At 72.6% G+C, this 21776-nt stretch carries 18 protein-coding genes; 8 read left to right on the plus strand and 10 right to left on the minus strand.

What is annotated here, in order from left to right; genetic code table 11:
• Positions 1 to 20 precede the first annotated feature (20 nt).
• From MF672_RS32375 to MF672_RS32385, 3 genes are all read left to right on the plus strand, one after another.
• Complete coding sequence (locus MF672_RS32375) at positions 21 to 1658, plus strand: SulP family inorganic anion transporter (RefSeq protein WP_242380330.1); 1638 nt, start codon at positions 21 to 23, stop codon at positions 1656 to 1658.
• A gap of 71 nt (positions 1659 to 1729) precedes the next feature.
• Positions 1730 to 2344, plus strand: coding sequence for an RICIN domain-containing protein (locus MF672_RS32380; RefSeq protein ID WP_242380323.1), 615 nt, complete (start codon positions 1730 to 1732; stop codon positions 2342 to 2344).
• Positions 2345 to 2365: 21 nt separating this feature from the next.
• A complete protein-coding gene (locus MF672_RS32385) occupies positions 2366 to 6328 on the plus strand; it encodes an SGNH/GDSL hydrolase family protein (RefSeq protein WP_247815515.1) in 3963 nt (1320 codons plus the stop codon).
• 5 nt (positions 6329 to 6333) lie between these two features.
• Here the strand turns inward: MF672_RS32385 and MF672_RS32390 are convergent, their stop codons facing one another.
• The 3 genes from MF672_RS32390 to MF672_RS32400 all read right to left on the minus strand — a co-directional run bounded on the left by MF672_RS32390 (position 6334) and on the right by MF672_RS32400 (position 9240).
• Positions 6334 to 7854 carry a PKD domain-containing protein gene (locus MF672_RS32390; protein WP_242383334.1) on the minus strand — a complete coding sequence of 507 codons (1521 nt, stop codon included), beginning with the start codon at positions 7852 to 7854 and terminating at the stop codon, positions 6334 to 6336.
• A gap of 121 nt (positions 7855 to 7975) precedes the next feature.
• Entirely contained in the window at positions 7976 to 8581 is a 606-nt protein-coding gene (locus MF672_RS32395; protein ID WP_242383335.1) for a hypothetical protein, read from the minus strand.
• Between the two features lie 116 nt (positions 8582 to 8697).
• Entirely contained in the window at positions 8698 to 9240 is a 543-nt protein-coding gene (locus tag MF672_RS32400) for a cysteine hydrolase family protein (RefSeq protein ID WP_242383336.1), read from the minus strand.
• 115 nt (positions 9241 to 9355) lie between these two features.
• Between MF672_RS32400 and ilvA the strand changes: the two genes are divergently transcribed.
• From ilvA to MF672_RS32415, 3 genes are all read left to right on the plus strand, one after another.
• On the plus strand, positions 9356 to 10609 hold the full coding sequence (gene ilvA / locus MF672_RS32405; RefSeq protein WP_242383337.1) for a threonine ammonia-lyase IlvA: 1254 nt from the start codon (positions 9356 to 9358) through the stop codon (positions 10607 to 10609).
• Between the two features lie 163 nt (positions 10610 to 10772).
• Positions 10773 to 11198 carry a VOC family protein gene (locus tag MF672_RS32410; RefSeq protein WP_242383342.1) on the plus strand — a complete coding sequence of 142 codons (426 nt, stop codon included), beginning with the start codon at positions 10773 to 10775 and terminating at the stop codon, positions 11196 to 11198.
• A gap of 30 nt (positions 11199 to 11228) precedes the next feature.
• Positions 11229 to 11729 carry a pyridoxamine 5'-phosphate oxidase family protein gene (locus tag MF672_RS32415; protein ID WP_242383338.1) on the plus strand — a complete coding sequence of 167 codons (501 nt, stop codon included), beginning with the start codon at positions 11229 to 11231 and terminating at the stop codon, positions 11727 to 11729.
• A gap of 96 nt (positions 11730 to 11825) precedes the next feature.
• Here the strand turns inward: MF672_RS32415 and MF672_RS32420 are convergent, their stop codons facing one another.
• Positions 11826 to 12305, minus strand: coding sequence for a DUF6789 family protein (locus MF672_RS32420; RefSeq protein WP_242383339.1), 480 nt, complete (start codon positions 12303 to 12305; stop codon positions 11826 to 11828).
• A gap of 33 nt (positions 12306 to 12338) precedes the next feature.
• A complete protein-coding gene (locus MF672_RS32425) occupies positions 12339 to 12545 on the minus strand; it encodes a hypothetical protein (protein WP_242383340.1) in 207 nt (68 codons plus the stop codon).
• Positions 12546 to 12729: 184 nt separating this feature from the next.
• On the opposite strand from MF672_RS32425, the gene MF672_RS32430 reads away from it, so the two are divergent.
• The gene (locus tag MF672_RS32430; RefSeq protein ID WP_247815516.1) at positions 12730 to 13407 is read left to right on the plus strand and encodes a YqjF family protein; all 678 of its coding nucleotides are present in this window, start codon (positions 12730 to 12732) and stop codon (positions 13405 to 13407) included.
• 40 nt (positions 13408 to 13447) lie between these two features.
• Here the strand turns inward: MF672_RS32430 and MF672_RS32435 are convergent, their stop codons facing one another.
• From MF672_RS32435 to MF672_RS32455, 5 genes are all read right to left on the minus strand, one after another.
• Positions 13448 to 15067: an IS1634 family transposase gene (locus MF672_RS32435; RefSeq protein WP_444861108.1), complete on the minus strand. Its 1620-nt coding sequence runs from the start codon at positions 15065 to 15067 to the stop codon at positions 13448 to 13450.
• Between the two features lie 77 nt (positions 15068 to 15144).
• Positions 15145 to 17382, minus strand: coding sequence for an alpha/beta hydrolase (locus MF672_RS32440; RefSeq protein WP_242380931.1), 2238 nt, complete (start codon positions 17380 to 17382; stop codon positions 15145 to 15147).
• Between the two features lie 120 nt (positions 17383 to 17502).
• Entirely contained in the window at positions 17503 to 18330 is an 828-nt protein-coding gene (locus MF672_RS32445) for a carbohydrate ABC transporter permease (RefSeq protein ID WP_242380930.1), read from the minus strand.
• The gene (locus MF672_RS32450) at positions 18327 to 19274 is read right to left on the minus strand and encodes a carbohydrate ABC transporter permease (protein ID WP_242380929.1); all 948 of its coding nucleotides are present in this window, start codon (positions 19272 to 19274) and stop codon (positions 18327 to 18329) included. Before MF672_RS32450 ends, MF672_RS32445 begins: the two co-directional genes overlap by 4 nt.
• Position 19275: 1 nt before the next feature.
• A complete protein-coding gene (locus MF672_RS32455; protein ID WP_242380928.1) occupies positions 19276 to 20547 on the minus strand; it encodes an extracellular solute-binding protein in 1272 nt (423 codons plus the stop codon).
• A 163-nt stretch (positions 20548 to 20710) separates the two neighbouring features.
• Between MF672_RS32455 and MF672_RS32460 the strand changes: the two genes are divergently transcribed.
• The gene (locus MF672_RS32460; protein ID WP_242380927.1) at positions 20711 to 21757 is read left to right on the plus strand and encodes a LacI family DNA-binding transcriptional regulator; all 1047 of its coding nucleotides are present in this window, start codon (positions 20711 to 20713) and stop codon (positions 21755 to 21757) included.
• Positions 21758 to 21776: the final 19 nt, after the last annotated feature.

Raw genomic sequence — 21776 nt, forward strand, 5'->3', positions numbered from 1 at the left:
CCCGCGCCGACCTCGCGGCCATGGGCCGGCACCCGCGCAGGGACCTGCTGGCGGGCCTGACGGTGGCGATCGTCGCGCTGCCCCTGGCGCTCGGCTTCGGCATCTCCTCCGGCCTCGGCGCGCAGGCCGGGCTGGCCACGGCGGTGGTGGCCGGGGCGCTGGCCGCCTTCTTCGGCGGCTCGGCGCTGCAGGTGTCCGGGCCGACCGGGGCGATGACCGTGGTGCTGGTGCCGATCATGCACGCCCACGGCGTCCCCGGCGTCCTGACCGTCGGCGTGCTGGCCGGGCTGCTGCTGGTGGCGCTGGCGCTGGCCAGGGCGGGCCGCTACATGGCGCTGGTGCCCGCGCCGGTCGTCGAGGGCTTCACCCTCGGCATCGCCTGCGTGATCGGGCTGCAGCAGGTGCCCGCCGCGCTCGGCGTCCCGGCGCCCGAAGGCGACAAGGTGCTCGCCGTCGCCTGGCAGGCGGTCCTCGACTTCGCCGCCCGCCCGAACTGGACCGCCCTCGCCATGGCCGTGGCGGTCGCGGCGGTCATGCTGGCCGGGGCCCGCCGGTGGCCCGCCGTGCCGTTCTCGCTGCTGGCCGTGGCCGCCGCCACCCTCGTCGCCGAGCTGGCCGGCCTGCCCGTCGCGCGCATCGACGCCCTGCCCGCCGGGCTGCCCGCCCCTTCCCTCGCCTTCCTCGACCCGGCCGAGCTGGGCTCGCTGATCGCTCCCGCCGTCGCGGTGGCGGCGCTGGCCGCGCTGGAGTCGCTGCTGTCGGCCGCCGTCGCCGACGGCATGAGCGTCAGCCACCGCCACGACCCGGACCGGGAGCTGCTGGGCCAGGGGCTGGCCAACCTGGTGGCGCCGCTGTTCGGCGGCGTTCCCGCGACCGGGGCGATCGCGCGCACCGCGGTCAACGTCCGCTCCGGCGCCTCCTCCCGGCTCGCCTCGCTCGCCCACGCCGCGATCCTGGCGGTGATCGTCTACGCCGCCGCCGGCCTCGTGGCCCGCATCCCGCTCGCCGCCCTGGCGGGCGTGCTGCTGGCCACCGCGGTGCGCATGGTGGAGGCCGGCTCGCTGAGGGCGATGGCCCGCGCCACCCGCGCCGACGCCGTCGTCCTGGCGCTGACCGCGCTCGCCACCCTCGCCCTCGACCTGGTCGCCGCCGTGATCCTGGGCCTGGTCACGGCCGGCGCCCTGGCGCTGCGGGCGATCGCCGGGAACGTCCGGCTGGACGCGGTGCCGCTGCGCCCGGACCTGCCCGGCGATCACAGCGACGAGGAGCACGCGCTGCTGGCCGAGCACATCGTCGCCTACCGGCTCGACGGGCCGCTGTTCTTCGCGGCGGCGCACCGCTTCCTGCTGGAGCTGTCCGGCATCGCCGACGTCTCGGTGGTCATCCTGCGCATGTCCCGCATCACCACCATCGACGCCAGCGGCGCCCTGGTCCTCGGCGACGCGATCACCCGGCTGGAACGGCGCGGCATCACCGTGTACGTCTCCGGCATCCGCGACGGACACCACCGGCCGCTGCACGCCCTGGGCGTCATCGCCCGCCTGGACGAGGCCGGACAGGTGTTCGCCACCACCCCCGAGGCCATCTCCGCCGCCCGCGCCAGGCTCCGCAGCGAAGGCGTCCTCCCGCCCGGGAATGACCGGCAGATGTCCGGCTGACGGCCTGTCCGGCCGATCCCCGCGATGCGACCGTTCGTCTGAACGTTCCCAGCGTGAGAGGAAGGCCTGTGATGCGGGTCAGAAGAGCGGCGATGCTCATCGCGGCGGTCGCCCTGTTCGTCGGCGGCCTGTCCGGCACGGCGAACGCGGCGCCGCCGGACGCCCAGATGCAAGCGGTGCTGGCCACCACCGGTGCGGCGCCGGCGCCGCCGCCTCCGCCGGTCACCACCGACGGAGTGCAGCTCCAGGGCTCGTGGATCGGCCCGTACACGTACCGGAACCTCAACAGCGGCAGGTGCCTGGACATCCTCGGCGCCTCGAAGGACCTCGGCGCGCCGGCCGTGCAGTACCGGTGCGTCGCCGGTGGCGTGTCGCAGATGTGGTACCTCTGGCACACCGAGGGTGACGGATCCATCGACTTCCACCTCATCGGCAACGCCTACAGCGGCAAGTGCCTGATGGCCTGGAACCACGACCTCAAGGCGCCGATCAAGCAGATCGGCTGCTACACGGGCACGCCCGAGCAGGTGTGGATCACCAAGAGCACCGAGCTGAACATCCACCTCAACGACGGCACGAACCTCTGCATGGAGGTCATCGGCGGGTCGCTCGCCGACTTCGCGGCCATCGTCCAGTGGACCTGCCACCACCGGGCCCACCAGGTCTGGCTCCGTTACAACGCCTGATCCTTCGTCCGAGGAGTGAGCATGCGCGCCCGAGCGTCCCTCGCAGCCGTCCTGTCGGTCTCGGTGGTGTTGTCCACGCCGCTCGCGGCACGCGCCGCGCCGACCCCGCCGCCGTCGTCGTCGTCCCCTGACCAGGATCTCACGGTGCCGCCCACCCGGCCCGCCGCGCCGGAGAGCGTCGCCCCCGCCGAACGGGCCGCGCTCCTGGGCGGCGGCTGGGCGAAGTCGTCCGACCGGGCGGTGACCACCGCGGGTGACGCCACCGGGTTCCACGTGCTGGTGGCGGACGCCAAGGACGGCTACCGGTGGCGGACGGCGGCCTCCCTGTCGGAGCCGGGCTTCGACACCGACACCTGGATCGGCAACGTCTGCGTGACGGCGTCCGGCGAGCGGGCCGTGGTGGTGTACGGGCCGCGCACGTTCACCAACAAGGCCGAGCTGGCCGACCGCGGCGGGTTCACCGCGATCGTGGACCTCGACGGCGGCCCGGTGCGCAAGCTCAACGTGCAGACCAGCCTGGCCTACTTCAACCCGGGCTGCGGCCCCTCGGAGTCGGCGGTGCTCACCCAGGGCGGCGGGGAGGACCTGGCCGCGACGCGGCTGCTGGAGCTGGACACGGTCAAGGGGAAGGTGAAGCCGGCGATCGAGGTGCCCGGGCAGCTCACGTCGGCGGTGCCCACCGGGGACGGCATCGTGGCCGCCGACTCCGGCGCGCTGGTGCGGGTGCGGCCCGACGGCGAGCGGGAGGTGCTGGCCCGTACGAGGGGCGTGCCGTACCGGCTGGCGCCCGACGCCGCGGGCGGCGTGGTGTACGCCCAGGTGGAGGACGCGCGGACGGCCTCGGTGCGGCGCGTCGACCTCGCCGGGGGGAACGCCGTCACCGTGCTCGCCACCGGCGGCGTCACCGGCGTGAGCGTGCGCTCCGCCCGCGGCGGGCAGGTGTACGTGACCGGTGCCAAGGCCACGAAGGCCCGCGCGGCGGCGCCGCCGGGCGTGACGCTCGCCGACGTGCCGGACGACGCCGGCGTGTCGCTGTCCGGCGAGGTCGCGGTGACCTCGGTGACGCGCACGCACACCAAGGACCCGCGGGTGCCGCCCGCCGACCCCGGCGCGCCGCAGCGGGTGGACATCACCGCCACGTCGCTGGCCACGGGCAAGCCGTTCACCCTGGCGGTGACGCCGGCCGGCGGCGCGGGCGGCGGCGCGCTGCCCAGCCCGGCGCTGGGCCGGGTCGCGCCCGCCGCGCCCGCCGCGGCCGGCGACCCGCACGACCCCGCCGACGGCGACCAGCGCTACTGCTCGGTGGCGCGCAACGATCCGCGCAGCCAGGCCATGCAGCCCAAGCCGCGCCAGGTGGAGTGGGCCGTCGACCAGGCCGTGTACGGCCGGCTCACCGTGCAGCGGCCGGCCAACTGGAAGAACCTGGGCATGCCCGCCTACACGCCGCAGGGCCTGTTCCCGCCGCGGACGCTCGACGGCGGCGGGCGGGTGCCCGCGCAGGTGCTCCTCGGCGTGGCCACCCAGGAGTCGAACACCTGGCAGGCGGCCCGCTTCGCCATCCCGGGCACGACCGCGAACCCGCTGATCGGCAACTACTTCGGCATCGACTACTACAACGACGACGAAGGCGACGACTGGACGATCGACTGGGCCGAGGCCGACTGCGGGTACGGCATCATGCAGGTCACCGACGGCATGCGCGTGGCCGGCAAGGAGAAGCCGGGGGAGACCGCGCTGCCCCTCGACCAGCAGCGGGCGATCGCCCTGGACTTCGCGGCCAACATCGCCAAGGGCATGCAGATGCTCCAGGACAAGTGGAACGAGACCCGCCGCGCCGGGCTGAAGCTCAACAACGGCAGCGCCGACCGGATCGAGAACTGGTTCTTCGCCGCCTGGGCGTACAACTCCGGCTTCCACCCCGACCCCGGCGGCGGCAAGCCGTGGGGCGTCGGCTGGCTCAACAACCCGGTCAACCCGCGCTATCCCGCCGACCGCACCCCCTTCATGGAGGAGTCGTACGCCGACGCCGCGCACCCCCAGGACTGGCCGTACCCGGAGAAGGTGATGGGCTTCGCCGGTCACCCGATCGAGCTCATCGAGACGCCCGGCAACCTGGTGCACAACTTCGTGCCCGCCTGGTGGCTGACGAACTCGGACCGCTACCTCGTGCAGCCGCCCGTCACGTTGTTCTGCGACGCGAGCAACGACTGCCGGCCCGGCGCGAGCTACCCGCCCGACGCGCCGGAGGTGATCGGCGAGCCGGCCGGCCCGTGCGCGCACAGGAACAGCGCCGGCCAGTACGACCTGCAGTGCTGGTACCACGCCGCGGCCACCTGGAAGGACGACTGCCCGAGCGACTGCGGTCACGAGTTCATCCGCTTCGACCCCGGCTACGCCTACCAGGAGGACGGGACCAACTACCCGCCGAACTGCGGACTGACCGGCCTGCCGTCCGGCGCGCTGGTCGTCGACAACCTGGCGAAGAGAATCCCCTCCGTCCGGCCGAACTGCGCCCCCGACTACAACGAGGCCGGCTCCTTCCAGTTCACCTTCCGCCCGAACGCGGCCGGCAACTACCCGGGCAAGATCGACGTGCATCAGATAGGCAGCGGTTTCGCCGGCCAGTTCTGGATGAGCGACACCATCCCCGAGGGCGAGTCCGCGCGCAGCGCGGTCGGCACCTGGACGCTGAACCAGAGCGCCGGATGGGCCCGCGTGTTCGTGCACCTCCCGGTCGTCGGAGCGCGCACCCAGCAGGCCCGCTACGAGATCGACGTGGACGGCAGCCGCTCCTACCGCAAGCACCGCTACCTGCCGCAGGCGCTCGGCCGCAACGGCTGGGTGTCGCTCGGGGTGTACGACTTCAACGGCACCGTGCCCAGCGTGCGCCTCGGCAACATCACCGAGGACGGCAAGGGCACCGTGCGGGTGGCCTGGGACGCGATCGCCGTCCAGAAGCTCGCCGCCAAGCCCCGGCACATCGTCGCCGCCCTCGGCGACTCCTACAGCTCCGGCGAGGGCGCGGGCAACTACTTCTCCGCCTCCGACACCGACCACGGCACGCCCTCCTGGAACGCCTGCCGGCGCAGCAACGACGCCTACCCGCGCAAGGTCGTGCTGCCGGGCGACAGCGAGAACCTGGGCACCCTGGTCGACCGGTTCGACCCCGGCCACGAGCTCGGCTTCGTGGCCTGCTCCGGCGCGCAGACCTGGAACGTCACCGGGGACGGGGTGCCCTGGTCGTGGCAGTACCCCGACAGGTACGGGGAGGGCGAGGGCCAGTTCCACGAGATCGCGCAGCTCGACTCAGGCGTGCTGGACGAGAACACCACCCTGGTCACGCTCACCCTCGGCGGCAACGACGAGGGCGCCTTCACCAACGCGCTCAGCTCCTGCATCATCCCGTTCGTGGAGTGCGGAGGCGACTCGTTCATGCCCACGTACAAGGCGATCATCGACCGGACGGCGGAGAAGCTGAAGCAGGTCCTCAGGGAGATCCACGCCCCGGACCGGGCGCCCAACGCGAAGATCGTCCTGCTGGGCTATCCGAAACTGATCGCCGCGGGCGGCTGCAGCGTCTCCGGCACCTCCCTGATCACCTCGGGGGAGGCCGATCTGCTCGGCCAGCTCGCCCGGTACATGGAGGGCAAGCAGTGGGAGCTGGTGTCGCAGCTGCAGTCCGAGGGGGATCCCGGCGACCCGCCCTTCGAGGTGTACGCGGCCAGCCCGATCAGCTACTTCGCCGGCCACGAGGCGTGCGGGGACGGGGCCTGGATCAACCCCGTCATGCTCACCCCGAACGGCGAGGGCGACTACCACGAGGGGGACGCCCGGGCGAAGTGCATCCCCAACCCGCTCGACGTGTCCGAGCCGGTGTGCCTGAGCCGGGAGTCGTTCCACCCGAACGACCAAGGGACGTCGGCCTACGCGAGCACGCTGGCCCAGACCCTGTCGCTCATCGGCTACCGGGGCGCACAGCCTTGACAGCGTCACCCCCGGACGGTGACGTCGTGGGCGGCGGAGCCGGCCGGGGTGCCGTTGCACAGCACGGCCTGGCCGGTGGCGACCAGGGCGGTGGAGCAGCCCTCGCCGTCGGTGACGGTGAGGGCGGCCGTGAAGGTCCCCGCGCGCGGGTACCGGTGCGTGATCCGGGGGCCGGTGGTGGCGGCGGTGGTGCCGTCGCCGAAGTCCCAGACGTAACGGGCGACGCGGCCGTCGGGGTCGGCCGAGGCCGAGGCGTCGAAGGTCACCGAACGGCCGCCGGGCCGGGCGTCGGGACCGGCGGCGGGGCCGGCGGTGAAGGCGGCGACCGGCCCCTGGTCGGGCAGGACCGCGGCCGAGCCGTACGCGGGCTCGCTGCCGCCGGTGGGGAAGGGCGTGCCGGGCGGCAGAGGCCGCATCGCCCCGGCGGGGCCGAGGCCGAACGCGCTCAGGCCGCCGTTGGGGCCCTCGGTGACGCCGGGCAGGTCGGTGGAGGCGTACAGGAACCGCCCGTCCGGCAGGGTCGTGATCCCGACCGGGCCGAAGCCGGCCGGCACCGGCGAGCCCTTCACCGGCGTCAGCGCCCCGTCGGCGCCGACGGAGAAGCCCGACACCGCGCCGTCGCCGGGCGTGGTGCCGCCGGCTCCCGGGGCCGGGCTGGCGACGTAGACGAAACGCCCGTCAGGTGAGGACGTGATGCCCTCGGGGAAGGTCGACACGTCGTACGGCGAGCGCGGCAGCGCGCTCAGCGTGCCGTCGGAACCGATCGCGAAACCGTAGACCTGGGAGGTGTCGCTGCAGGTCAGGTAGAGGCGGCGGCCGTCAGGAGTGATGGTCATGGCCCCGCAGAACCGGCCGAGCCTGATCGGCGCGGCGACCTCGGCGAGCGTGCCGTCGGCCCTGACGGCGAAGGCGCTGACCGCGCCGACGGAGCTGAGCCGGTCCGGACCCGGATCGCCGTGGCCGACGTACAGGAAACGGCCGTCGGGCGTCACGGCCAGCCCGCGCGGATTGGCCACGCTCGTCGGCGTGGGGGAGCCGGGCAGCGGGCTGAGCCGGCCGTCGGGCCCGATCGCGAAGCCGGCCACCGACCTGCTGAAGACGTGGGCGACGTACAGGAAGCGCCCGCCCGGCGTGACGACGATGCCCAACGGCGTGTCGCCGCCGGTGCTGACGGTTCCGGCGTCGCCCGGCAGCGGGTCGAGCCGTCCCCGTGGCCCGACCGCGTAGGCCGAGATCGCCCCGGGTCCGTCCTCGCCGGCGTCGGCCGCGTACGCCAGCCGGCCGTCCGGCGTGAACGCCATCTGGCGGACCCCCGGGCCCGCGGCCACCGGGTCGCCGGTCAGGACCGGGCGCCCGGTGGCCACGTCCACGACGAACCTGGAGATGCTGGGGGACTCGCTGTTGGTGACATAGACGGGGCGCTCGCCCAGGGGCCCCGGCTGCGCCGCGGCGCCGGCGGTCCCGGACGGGGCCAGCGCCGCGGCGAGCAGCAGGACGGCGAGCGAGGAAAGACGGCCAGTACCCACGAAGCCCTCCGGAACACGACAAAGCCAGTCACCCGGAGAGGCGTGCCACCGCGTTCCACCGGCGTTCCACCGGCGTTCTGTCGTCCGTCCACGTGGCCGCCCTGGCCGGCGCGCTCGCGGTTCACGGGTGCAGCGTGACGACCCCGCCGGCCGCGTCCCTCCCGGCCGCGCCCGGTCCCGCTTCCGTGCTCCAGAACCGTACCGACATCCACACGACCCCGGCCGCCGCCACGACCAGCCCGCCCAGGTACACCGGCTCCGGCACCAGGTTCCGCAACGACCCGGGCAGCATCCCCGCCACGTACAACCCGGCCGCCACGACCGGCATCCGCCCGCTCCGCGCGGCGGCCACCCCGAAGACCACCACCCCGGTCACCAGCACGGCCGACGTGACCAGGAACGCCGTCCCCGTCGCCCCGGCCAGCAGCGCGGCCACCGTGCCCCCGCCCAGGTACGGGAACACGTAGTGCAGGATGTACTCGACCGCGAACGCCCCGGCCAGCCCGGCCGAGTTGAGCACGTACCCGACCAGCCCCAGCGTGCCGGCCCGGTGCCGGACGGCCAGGTAGATCCCGGTGACGGCGAGCAGCCCCGTCAGCGCCCCGAACGGCGCGACGGCGTGCGTGAAGGCGGTCTCCGGCACCAGCCCGCCCCGCCGTGCCGCGTTCACGACGAGCAGCAGCCCGCAGCCGACCCCCGCAACCGCGGCGACCCGATGAAGTCCCATCGCAGTGAGCCCTTCTCTTGGTGATGACGATCGCCATGATGCGCCGGATCACCGCCCGGGCGGAGAGCGCGCCGCAAGCCGTAAGCAGCCCGAAAGAACCGCTCCGCCGCTCGGCCTCACCCGGTGAAGAAGTCCCGCGACGGGGCCAGGCGCGCGGACATGTTGCGCTCCATCATGCGCATCGCCGCCCGGCCCAGCTCCTCGTCGATGCAGGCCACGCAGTCCGACGGCACGGCCAGGTCGTAGTGGCGCACGTACGCGTCCAGCGCGCTGTACAGCACGCACTGCTCCGTCACCTGCCCGGCCAGCACCACCGTCCCGATCTCCAGATGGGACAGCAGGTACTCGAGGGACGTGCCGAAGAAGGCGCTGTGCCGGACCTTCGGCAGGAAGGCGCAGTCGGCGGGCGGCAGGATCGGCTTCACCAGGTCCGGGCGCCGGCCCCGCAGCGCCCGCTTCTCGATCTCGTGCCGGTCCGCGGAGAAGTCCCCGTAGTTGTCGTTGACGTACACCAGCTCCACGTCGTCCCGCTCGCGGGCGCGCGCGACCAGCTTCGCCAGCGGCTCGACCACCGCCTCCACCTGCGGGGTGAGCCGCTCGGCGTCCTGATGATCGTACGGGTTGAGCATGTCGATGACGACCAGCGCAGATCTTGCCATAGACCTTGTCTATCCAGAGCGGCGCCGCTTATCCCCGCCCGTCCGCGCGGGCGGCCACCACCGCCTCCGGGCCTTGCTACCATCCGTTCTTTCACCACTACGTGCAGGAGAACGCATGACCGACCGCCTCACCGCCGCCATGATCGGCCAGGCGGCCGAACGGCTGCGGCCGGTGGTGCGCCGTACCGCGCTGGAGCCGAACGAGCGGCTGTCCGGGCTGCTCGGCGGCCAGGTGCTGCTCAAGCGCGAGGACGCGCAGGTCTGCCGCTCGTACAAGGTGCGGGGGGCGTTCAACCTGATCGCCTCGCTCACCGACGAGGAGCGGCGGCGCGGCGTGGTCTGCGCGAGCGCCGGCAACCACGGGCAGGGCGTCGCGTTCGCGTGCGCCCGCCTCGGCATCAGCGGCCGCGTGTACGTCCCGTCCACCACGCCCCGGCAGAAGCGCGGGCGCATCGCCGCGCTCGGCGGCGACCGGGTCGAGATCGTCGTCGCCGGCGGCACCTACGACGAGGCGAGCCACGCCGCGCACGCCGACAGCGAGCGCACCGGCGCGGTCTACGTGCACCCGTTCGACGACGCCCGGACGATGGCCGGGCAGGGCACCGTCGGCCTGGAGATCCTGGCGCAGTGCGGGCAGGCGCCGCACACCGTGGTCGTCCCGGTCGGCGGCGGCGGCCTGATCAGCGGCGTCGCCGTCTGGCTGCGCGAGCACGCGCCCGCCACCCGCATCGTCGGGGCCGAGCCCGCCGGGGCGGCCAGCATGCGCGCCGCCCTCGACCACGGCGGCCCGACCGCGCTGCCCGAGCTCGACACCTTCGTGGACGGCGCCGCCGTCGGACGCGTCGGCGAGGCCACCTTCCCCCTGGTCAGAGACCTGGTCGACGAGGTCGTCGCGGTCGACGAGGGCGCCGTGTGCACCGAGATGCTCGACCTCTACCAGAGCGACGGCATCATCGCCGAACCCGCCGGAGCCCTCGCCGGCGCGGCGGCCCGCGAGCTGCTGTCCGGCGCCTCCGGCGGCGGGCCGGTGGTGTGCGTGGTGTCGGGCGGCAACAACGACGTCAGCCGCTACAACGAGGTGCTGGAGCGTTCGCTCGTGCACATCGGGCTGCGGCACTACTTCCTGGTGACCTTCCCGCAGCGCCCCGGCGCGCTGCGGCACTTCCTGGACGAGGTCCTGGGCGAGGGCGAGGACATCATCGCCTTCGAGTACGTCAAGAAGAACAACCGCGAGACCGGCCCGGCGCTCGTCGGCATCGAGCTGGAGCAGGCCGGCGACCTGGACGACCTGCTGTTCCGGATGAAGGCCGGCCCGCTCACGGTGGAGCGCATCCCCCCGGGCTCGCCGCTGTTCACCTTCATCCTCTGACCGTCGTCCTCCGACCGCCGCCGCCCCCGGCGGGCGGTGAAATTCACCGCCCGCATGATGACATTCGCATCTGCCGGGCGGCCCGCTCCCGGGCCAAGGTGGATCCGGCGGCGCGCAGGGCGCCGCGGGCAACGCGGGAGGTAACCGGGTGAGCGTGCAGCGGATGGACAACGTCCTCATCGTCGTCGAGGACCTTGACGCCGTCATCGCGTTCTTCGTCGAGCTCGGCCTGAAGCTGGAGGGCCGGTCGCCGATCGAGGGGCGCTGGGCGGAACGCGTCATCGGGCTCGACGGGGTCCGCCAGGAGGTCGCCATGTTACGCGTCCCGGGCGGCGACGGCGGGATCGAGCTGACGAAGTTCCACACGCCGAAGGCCGTCAGGGCCGTGCCGGAGGACGCGCCGGTGAACACGCTGGGCATCCGCCGCGTCATGTTCGCCGTCGACGACATCGACGACGTCGTCGTCCGCCTGCGCCGCCACGGCGCCGAGCTCGTCGGCACGCTGGAGCGGTACGAGGACAGCTACCTGCTCTGCTACGTCCGCGGCCCGGAGGGCATCATCGTCGGCCTCGCCCAGCAGCTCGGCTGACACCCGGACCGATTCTAGGAAGGAAAGACCATGAAACCGGACGAGGTGGCCGACGTCCTGAGCCGGCCGCTCAGCCGCGAGCTGCTCGCCCGCGACGTGATCCGCCTGGCCTACGTCGCCAAGGACGGCACGCCGCGCAACATCCCGATCATCTTCGCCTGGAACGGCGCCGAGATCGTCATGTGCACCCCCAAGAACGCCCCGAAGCTTCCGGCCCTGCGCGCCAACCCGGTGGTCGCCCTGACCATCGACACCGAGACGCACCCGCCCAAGATCCTGCTCATCCGCGGCCGGGCCGAGCTGGACCCGGTGGACGGCATCCCGGACGAGTTCCTCCAGGCCACCAGCACCTACGAGATGACGCCCGAACAGCGGGTGGAGTGGGAGGCGGGGGTGCGCTCCCTCTACCACGAGGGCATGGTCCGGGTCGTGGTGACGCCCACGTGGGCGAAGCTGATCGACTTCGAGACGACGCTGCCCAGCGCGGTTGAGGAACTGGTCCGGCAGCAGCAGGACCGCCGGCCCGCCTGACCCCCGCCCCGCCACGGCCCCGGGCCCATCGGCCGATCCGCCCCGCCGCGCGGGGCGCGGGGAGGCGGCCGAGCGCAGGCTCGCGTTGCCTTGGGCTCAGGCGGAGGTGGTGTCCTCGTGCCCTGTGCGCTTGGCGGCTCGGGTGCTGAGGCGGTTCAGGACCGTGGCCAGGGTCAGGCCGTACGCGAGGTGTCCCGCGACCATGACGGCCTGGCGTCCGGGCCGGTCCTCGGCGGCGGGTGGCAGGATGCCGAGCTTCGGCACCCAGCCCTGATAGCTGGAGACCCAGATCGCCAGCGCGTAGCCGACTCCGACGGGGGCCGGGATGCGCCGTCCCCGGGTCAGCAGCCCGTACAGGGAGCCGGCGGTCATGCCGAACCCGAAGTGGGCCAGCGCGCCCGCCACCCCTTCCCCTGGCTTGGGCCGATGCCGGTGTCCCGGGAGTGCCGCGCGTGCGATGCGCTTGGGCGGCTGGTCGGGCATGAGCCCCGTACGGCTGCCGGCGACCATGACCAGGCTCATGACCGCCGTCGCGACCGCGCCGCCCGCCGCGCCTCTGAGTAGATTACGGACCATGCGCTGACGGTTGCCCGCCAGGAAGGCTTTCAGTCACTCCGCCCGCTCGCCGTCCTCGTCCCCGGCCGAGGTGAGATCCTCGGCCGTGCGGCCCGACTCCCTCAGTGCCTGCTCCATCGCGACCTGGCCCGCGTGCCGCGGCTCGCCCGCGGCCTGGCGGTTCTCCTTCTCGTCCTCCTGGGCCGCGTCCAGCAGCGGCCTGGTGTCGGTCTTGGCGTCGTTCTCGTCGGGAGTGCTCATGCGCTACGGGCTACCCCGGCCGTCGGCGTCCATGCAGGCAGGCGGCCCTCCGGGACGGCGGCGGCCGCCGCGCCGCGAGAGAGCCCGGCATCGAGGGCGGGCCGGCGAGGGGAGTGCGGGCGGCGGCCGGGGGCAGGGGCCTCGGGTGGAAGCGCCGCCGTCGCCCCGGGTCAGCCTGCCCGTCATGTACCACCAGTGGACCCGGATGACCTTCATCCACTGGCGTTACCCGGCCGAGCGCGTGCAGGCGCTGCTGCCGGAGCAGCTCACGGCCGAGACCTTCGACGGCGCGGCGTGGGTGGGGCTGACGCCGTTCCTCATGCGCGGGGTGCGGCCGCCGGGCGTCCCGGCCCTGCCGTGGTTGTCGGCGTTCCCGGAGACGAACCTGCGGACCTACGCCCGGGACGCCCGGGGACGCACCGGCATCTGGTTCCTGTCCCTGGACGCCGCCCGCCTGCCCGCGGTCCTCGGCGGCCGGGCCGCGTACGCGCTGCCGTACTTCTGGTCCGGCATGTCGGTGGAGGCCGGCGACGGCCGGGTCCGCTACCGGTGCGGCCGGCGCTTCCCGGGCAAGGAGGGGGCGCGGTGCGACGCGGACGTGGAGCTCGGCCCGCCGCTGGCCGAGGACGAACGGGACCCGCTGGCGCACTTCCTGACCGCCCGGTACCGGCTGTTCACGCTCGTGGCCGGGCGGCTGGCCGCGGCGGAGGTCGAGCACCCGCCGTGGCCGCTGCGCCACGCCCGCCTCGGCCGCCTGGACCAGGATGTGGTCCAGGCGGCCGGGCTGCCGGCCCCCACCGGTCCGGCGCTGCTCCACGCCTCGCCGGGGGTGCCGGTCCGCGTGGGCATGTGGAAGTGGTGAGCGGGTGCGGCTAGCCCCGTTTTCCGCACGTGCGTGATCTTCAGCGGAGGTCTCGTGGATCGATGTCGAGGAGGTCCAGGAGATGGAGTTGGAGGTCGGTGGGTTGCGGGATGGTCGGGGGTGACTGGCCGGTGCCCGGGATCAGCCGGATACCGGCCAGCGCGTCGAGGATGAGCCTGCCGGTGGGGATCGCGGGCCGTCCGGCGTACAGGCCGTTGACCTTGGTCTGGCCGCGGGCGGTGAGGGCCTGGCGGGCCTGGCGTTCGATCAGGCAGAAGATGAGCAGGGCCAGGCAGATGACGGTGATCAGTGCGTGGATGCGGCGGTTGTTCTTCAGATACAGCTGGGTGACGGCCAGCGGGCCTTTGAAGGCCTGGTAGCGGCGTTCGACGGCTTCTTGGCCTTTGTAGTGGCGCAGCACCTGTTCGGCGTCGGCGGCCTCGGGGGGCAGGTTGGTGAGCAGGGCGTACCAGCCGTCGGTGGCGGCGTCGGCGTCGATCGCGCTCTGGTCGAAGTGCCAGACCAGGGTGGGTTTGCCGGTGTCGGGGTCGGTGCCGGCCTGGGCGGTCAGGTAGGGGCTGACCCGGCGGTCGCGGCCGATCGCGGCGAGGCGGTCGGCGACGGCCTGCTCGGTGGGGTAGTGGCGGCTGCCCAGGCCGCGTTCCAGCCGGGCCAGGTCGTCGCGGGCGCGATCGAGTTTCTTGGCCCGGGCGGTGGCGGCGGCCTGGGCGCGGGCGGAGGAGTGCACGAAGATGCGCCGCAGCGTCAGGATCGGGTCCTTCTTGCGCGGCCCGGCCAGCGTCATGGCGTCGTCCTCGTGCACGTGCCAGAGGCCGCGCCGGTCGGCGCTCTTGCGCTCGTCCCGGGCGGCGACGTAGTCCACCCGGGTCGCGTCGGCGAGCTTCTGACCGGCCAGGGCCGCGGCGCTGACGTACTGCTTGGAGGCCGGCGCGATGAAGGACACCCCCGCCCTGTCCATGGCGGCCAGGTTGGCATACGAGATCAGCTTGGAATCGCCGATCATGAGCATGCGGTGCGGGCCGGCCAGCTTCTGCAGGCCCTGCATGGCGCCGATGACCTGCCCGACCTCACCGGCCGCGCCGTCGTAGGCGCGGTGGAAGACCGGGATCGCGCCATCAGCGGCCACCGCGATCCCGGCCTGGACCTGCTTCAGGTCCGGCCGCCGGTCCTTGGGGTGACCAAAACGCGGCGTCGCGTATCCGGGCTCGGGCTGGGGGTAGTCGCCGTGCAGCGAGATCGAGGTCATGTCCCAGTGCAGGCGGGTCACCTCGATGCCGAACGCCTCGATCGCGGCCAGCCCGACCGACCCGGCCAGCTGGTCCAGATGCGGGGCGATGGCATCCAGCGCGCGGCCGATCCGGTCATCGTTGAGCAGTTCGGCATCGGTCCCGAACGCCTCACCCACCGCCCAGGCGCGCGCCCAGTCCTGCACGTGCACCAGCGGCGCGGGCGAGGTCAGCCGGTTGGCCACCAGCACCTCGATCACCTGACCATGAGTCAGCTGCGCGACATCACGCACCGGGCAGGCCGCATCCACCAGCTCCCGAATCCGCAGCCGCGAGCAGAACCCCGCGATCACCGGTAATGCTCCGAGCATCTTCTCGACACTGGCCTGGCCCCACTGCGCATGCTGTCTCACCCGCCACGTCCTACCGTGATGACGATCACCACAGCAACCCCGCGATCTTCAAACACCCGCACGTGCGGAAAACGGGGCTAGCGCTTGAACAGGCGCGGCGTCAGGTCGATGAGGTTCTTCTGCCACACGTCCCAGCCGTGCGGCCCGGGGGTGGGGCCGTCGAACTCGTACCGGATCCCGAGGCTGTCCAGGGTGGTCAGGGAGGCCATGAACGACGGGTAGACGAAGTCGGTCCGGTCGCCGACGTACAGGCGCAGCAGCTTGGTCCCGTTGTTGATCGCCGCCGCGTCGACGCCGGCGCCGCTGCCGAACCCGGCGGAGAACACCGCCACGTAGCCGAACCGGCCCGGATGCGCCTTGAGCATCGAGAACGTCTGCCCGCCGCCCATGGAGAGCCCGGCGAGGGCCTGCTGGGCCGGGTCGTCGGAGATGTGGTAGCGGGCCTGGACCGCCGGCACGATGTTCTCCAGCAGCTCCTTGTTGAAGTCGGGGACGTTGCCGTTGCCCATGACGACCACCATCGGCACCAGGTCGCCGTCGAGGAAGCGGTGGTCGAGGATCTGCTTGGCGCGGCCCATCTCGACCCAGTCCGTGTAGTTCTGGCCGCCGCCGTGCTGGAGGTAGAAGACGGGGTACGGCTGCGCGCGGCCGGGGTCGTAGCCCGGCGGGGTCCACACGAGCGCCGTCCGGTCGGCGCCGGCCACGTTGCTGTGGTACGTCAGGCTCTCCACCTTGCCGCCCTTGCCGGCGGGGACGTCCGAGAGCAGGCGCGAGCGCTCACCGGCGACGAAGAAGCTGCTCCAGTTCGGCTCGGAGGTCACCTTCGTCGGGTTCGACACGTCCTTGGCGGAGACGCCGTCCACGATCCACTGGTAGTAGTAGAACCACGGGTCGAGGGGTCCTGCGGTGAGCCGCCACCGGTCGCCGGCGCGGGTCATCGGGATGCGCAGCCAGCTGCCGTTGGGAGCCCAGTTCGCCCACACCTTGACGTGCTGGGCGTCCTTGAGGTCGGTGGTGGTCTCGAAGGTGACGAAGCCGTCCTCGGTCACGAACGGCGTCGGCGTGGTGCCGGGGGCCGGCGGCTTGAACTCGCCCTTCAGCCGCCCGTGGCCGGCGCTCGGGCCGTGCTCCCGCACCTCGCGGAACAGCCGGGGCGCGAAGTCGATGAGGTTCTCCCGCCAGGCGTTCCAGTTCGCGCCGGCGTCGGGGTTGACCCCGTCGAACTCGTAGGGGACGCGGGCGCGGTCCAGCGCCTTCGTCAGCCGGACGGTGGCGTTGTACGCGGGGTCCGTCACGTTGCCCGTGTACAGCCGCAGCAGCTTGAGGTGCCGGCCGGCGGCGGCGTCCGGCCGGGCGCCGGCGTCCGTCAGGAGACCGGAGAACGAGCCCGCGTAGGCGAAGTCGTGCGGGCGGCTCAGCGCGGCGCGCAGCGCCTGCGTCCCGCCTTCGGCGACGCCGGCGATGGCCTGGTGCGCCGGGTCGCGGTGGACGCGGTAGCGGTCCGCGACCGCCTTGCGCAGCTCGGGCAGCTCCTGGTCGCCGCCGGCTCCGCTGCCTGCCCCGCCGGCGGCGGCGTCGGCGGCTGCGTCACCGGTCCCGTCCCCCATCACGACGACCATCGGCTTGACGGCTTTGCGCAGCGACAGGTTGTCGAGGATCTGCTTGGCCCGGCCGAGGTCGAGCCAGTCGGTGGCGCTCACGCCGGCGCCGGACCGCAGGTACAGCACGGGGTAGCGCTCGGGGCCCTGGGCCCGGTACCCCGGCGGCGTCCACACCCGGGCCGTGCGCTGCTCGTTCCCGCTGCGGTAGGTCAGCGTCTCGACCTTGCCGCCCTGCCCCTCCGGCGCGTCGGCCAGCAGTTGCGTCGCCTCGCCGGGCACGAGGAAGGTGCTCCACAGCGGCTTGGACGCCACGCCGGTGCTGTTCGTGGGGTCCTTGAGGCCCTTGGTGTCGTCGCCGGTGACCTGGTACGAGTACAGCCCGGGCTTGAGCGGCCCGATGGCGCCCGTCCAGACGTCGCCGCGGCGGGTCAGGCCGTAGTCGGCCCAGGCGGCGGAGGGGCCGAAGTTGCCCTCGACGTTGAGCTGCGACACCTGGCCCACGCCGGCTTCGACGGCGGCGGCCGGCACGCTGAACGACACGAAACCCTCGGCGGAGACGGTCAGCCACGGCGCGTCCGCCGCCGCTCGCGCCGTCGCGGCCGGCAGCGGCGCCGTCGCCGTGATGGCCAGGACCCCGGCGGTGATCGCCGTGAGGAGCCGGCGTCTGCCGTCACGGTAGGGGCGCGAACCGGGCTGATCCGATAAGAAGGACATGCGGGAACTCCTTTGACGTGCCGGCCCCGGCGGCCTCGTCCGGCCCGCCGGATCGATCGGATGGTTCGTGGGTCCCTGGGTCCCTGGGTGGTGGTACCTCCGTCCCTGGTGGTCCGCGGCTCAGCCCTTGAAGGCGCCGTCCATGATCCCGGCGACCATGCGCCTGCCGACGAAGACGAACAGCACCAGCAGCGGCAACGTGGCCAGGAACGACCCCGACATCGCCAGCCCGAGATCCACCACGTAGTTGTTCTGCAACGCCTTGATCGCGATCTGCGCGGTGTACATCTCCGGCGACTTCAGCACGATGAACGGCCACAGGAAGTCGTTCCACGCGGTGACGAACCCGAGCAGCCCGAGCACGAACGCGGCGGGCCGCACCAGCGGGAACGCCACCCGCCAGAAGATCTGCCAGGTGCCCGCCCCGTCGATCCGGGCGGCCTGGAGGATCTCGTCGCTGAGCGTGGTGGCCAGGTGCTGGCGCATCCAGAAGATGCCGAACGCGCTGGCCAGCCCCGGCACGATGAGCGCCTGCAAGGTGTCCACCCACCCCAGCCACGAGATGATCATGTATTGGGGGATCACCGCGAGCTGTGTCGGCACCGTCATGGTCAGCACCACCACCAGGAACAGCGCGTTCCGGCCGGGGAAGCGCAGCTTGGCGAAGGCGAACCCGGCCAGCGAGCACAGCACCGCGTGCCCGATCCCGATCGAGCCGGCCACCAGCAGGCTGTTGCCGATCGCGCGGATGAACGGCACGGTCGAGACCACGAGCCCGGCCAGGTGCATGAAGTTCCCGCCGGGCACGATCTCCGGCGGCATCCGGGTGGCCGTCGCGGTGTCGGTGCTGGCCACCACGAACATCCAGTACAGCGGGAACACGCACGCCAGCGCCGCCACGGCCAGCAGCAGGTAGGTCCACCAGCGGACCCGATTGGCCTTGTTCATCCTCGCTCCGGGCGGATCCGGGTGGACAGCACGTAGTTCAGCGACGCGATCGCGATGATCAGCACGAACAGCGCCACGCCGATCGCGGCGCCGTAGCCGAACTGGAACCGGCCGAACCCCTGCTCGTACAGGAACAACGTGAGCGTCTGGCACTGCCGCACCGCGCCGCAGGTCAGCGGCGAGGTGGTGGTGACCAGCAGCGGCTCGGTGAAGACCTGCAGACCTCCGATGGTGGAGGTGACGATGGTGAAGACGATGACCGGCCGCAGTGAGGGGATGGAGATGTGCCGGAACTGCTTCCAGGCGCCCGCGCCGTCCACGGCCGCGGCCTCGTAGACGGTGCGCGGCACGGCCTGCAGCGAGGCCAGGTACAGCAGGGTGGTGTAGCCGAACCAGCGCCAGGTCACCATCACCGCGATCATCAGGTGGCTGGTCCAGCCGGACTGCAGGAAGTCGATCGGGCCCGCCCCGACCAGCCCGAGCAGCCAGTTGAGCAGGCCGTAGTCACGGTCGAACATCTGCGCGAAGACGATCGTGGTGGCCGCCACCGAGGTGATGTAGGGCACCAGCATCGACATCCGCCACCACACCGCCAGCCGCAGCCGGGCGTGGTTGAGCAGGTGCGCCAGCCCCAGCGCCAGCACCAGCTGCGGCACCGTGGACAGCAGCCAGATGCTGATGGTGTTCCAGGCCGCGTTCCAGAACCGGGTGTCGGCCAGCAGCCGGTTGAAGTTGCCCGCGCCGACGAAGACGTGCTCGCCGATCGGGTTCCAGTCGAACAGCGCCACGTAGAACGTGAACAGCAGCGGCACCAGCCCGAACACGGCGAAGATGAGGAAGAACGGGGCGATGTAGGCGTAGGGGGCCAGCCGTTCGGGCAGGCTGTGGCGCACCCGCGCCGTGGCCGCGGGCAGCGACCGCGGCCTGCTCAGCGTCGCCGACACCTCACGAGCCGATCGCGGTCTTGATGTTGGCCAGCGCGGTGTCCCACGCCTTGGCCGGATCGCCCTTGCCCTGCTCGACGTCGGTGATCGCGTTCAGGAACTCCTGGCCGATGGCGGCGCTGTCCGGCCCGATCAGGAACGGCTTGAGGCCGAGCAGCGAGTCGGTGTAGATCTTCCCGACCGGCGCGTCGGAGAAGAACGGATCCTTGCGGCCGAGCAGTTTCGCGTCCTGGTACACCGACGGGGTGGTGGGCAGCGCGCCGGACTTGAGGAAGTGCTCCAGCTGGCCCTGCGGCGACTGCATCGCGGCGATGTAGTCCCAGGCCGCCTTCGGGTTGGCCGCGCCCTTGGGGATGGCCAGGTAGCTGCCGCCCCAGTTGCCCGACCCGCCGGGGATCTTGGCCACGTCCCACTTGCCCTTGGTGGCCGGGGCGTTGTTGCGGATCTGCTCCAGCAGCCACGACGGCGCGGAGATGACCGCGTAGTCGCCCTTGCCCATCGCCGCGCTCCAGCCGTCCTCGAACGAGCTCAGCCGGGCGGTGATGCCCGCCTGCGCGGTCTTGATCGCGAGGTCGAAGGCCGTCTTGACCTGCGGGCTGGTGGTGTAGACGAGGTTGCCGGCCGGGTCGTAGTACTTCTGCGGCCCCTGGTTGACGGCCTGGTAGAAGACGCTGGTGGCGGCGTTGTCGACGAACGCCTTGCCGGTCGCGGCGGTGTACTTCTTGCCGGTCTCGATGAAGGCGTCCCAGGTCGGCCACAGCTTGCTCACCTCCTCGCGGTCGGTGGGCAGCCCGGCCTGCTTGAACAGGTCGGTGCGGTAGGCCACCGCCATGCCGCCGACGTCGGTGGGGATGCCGATGATCTCGCCGGACTTGGCGGTGGACTGGCTGATCACCCAGTCCAGGTAGTCGCCCTTGATCTTGTCGGCGCCGTACTGGCGCAGGTCCTGGAAGTTCTGCGGCTGCTGCACGAACTTGGGCAGGTCGTCGCCCTGGATCAGCACCAGGTCGGGCACCTTGCCGCCGGCCAGCGCGGTGGTCAGCGCCTGCGCGGTCTCGGTCGAGCCGCCCACCTCGGTCAGCTTGACCTGGACGTCCGGCTTGACCTTCTTGTAGTCCTCCACGGCCTGTTTCTGGTTGATGCCGCTGAACGACCAGAACTCGAACGACTTGCCGTCCCCGGCCGGCTGGGCCGAACCGCCGCCACCGCAGGCGGCCGCCGTCAGGGCCAGAGCCGCGACCAGTGCGGCGGAGGTGGCTGTACGAAGCTTCACGGGCGATCTCTTTCTAACATTGGCTCCGAAACTTTCGGCCAAAGTTCCGATCGTTAATGCCGGACCATATGTGCGATCTCTGAAACTCGTCAAGAACTTGACTGGAAGCTTGTCGAAACGCGGAGGACACCGGCCCGGGTGAGCCGCTGGTTAGACTGCCGCCATGAGCACGGCCGAAGGCCCCTCCGACGACGACGGCGGCGGCACGCCCCAGCCGTTGACCATCGCCCAGCTCGCCGAACTGGCCCAGGTCTCCATCGCCACCGTGTCGAAGGTCGTCAACGGCCGGGCCCAGGTGGGAGCCGGCACCCGCGCCCTGATCGAAGGGCTCATCCGCGAGCACGGCTACCGGCCGCGCCGCCGCCGCGCCGCCGCCGCGCCCCTGGTGGAGCTGGCCTTCCACGCGATGGACGGCGAATACCTCACCGAGATCGCCAAAGGGGTCGAGCGGGTGGCCCGCGAGCACCGCCTGGCCGTGGTGCTGTCGCAGCCGCCGCATCCGGGCACCGCGGGCGAGGGCTGGATCGAAGGGGTGCTCGGCCGCCGTCCCACCGGCGTGATCGCGGTGTTCTCCAGCCTGACCGAGGCGCAGCGCGACCAGCTCGCGACCCGCCGCATCCCGCTCGTCCTGCTCGACCCCGAGGACGACCCGTCGCCGCGGGTGCCCTCGGTGGGCGCGAACAACTGGAACGGCGGGCTCATGGCCACCCGCCACCTGCTCGGCCTCGGCCACCGGCGCATCGCCGCCATCGCCGGGCCCGACCGCGCCCTGCCCAGCCGGGCCCGCCTCGACGGCTACCGCAGCGCCCTCGACCTGGCCGGCGTCCCCGCCGACCCCGCGCTGATCGGCCGGGGCGACTTCCTCGTCGCGGGCGGGCTGGCCGAGGCCGAGCGCCTGCTGCGGCTGCCCGACCCGCCGACGGCCATCTTCACCTGCAACGACGGCCAGGCCGCCGGCGTCTACCGGGCCGCCTACCGGCTCGGCCTGCGCATCCCGGACGAGCTCAGCGTGGTGGGCTTCGACGACCTGCCCGTCGTGCGCTGGATGAACCCGCCGCTGACCACGGTCCGCCAGCCGCTCACCGACATGGCCGCCACCGCCACGGAGCTGCTGCTCGGCCTGGCACGGGGCGAGCTCCCGGCCCGGCACCGGATCGAGCTGGGCACCGAGCTGATCGTCCGCGAGAGCACCGCCCCCGTGCCAGGCTGACCGAAACTTACTGCCGACC

This window comes from Actinomadura luzonensis, assembly GCF_022664455.2.
Classification (GTDB): Bacteria; Actinomycetota; Actinomycetes; order Streptosporangiales; family Streptosporangiaceae; genus Nonomuraea; species Nonomuraea luzonensis.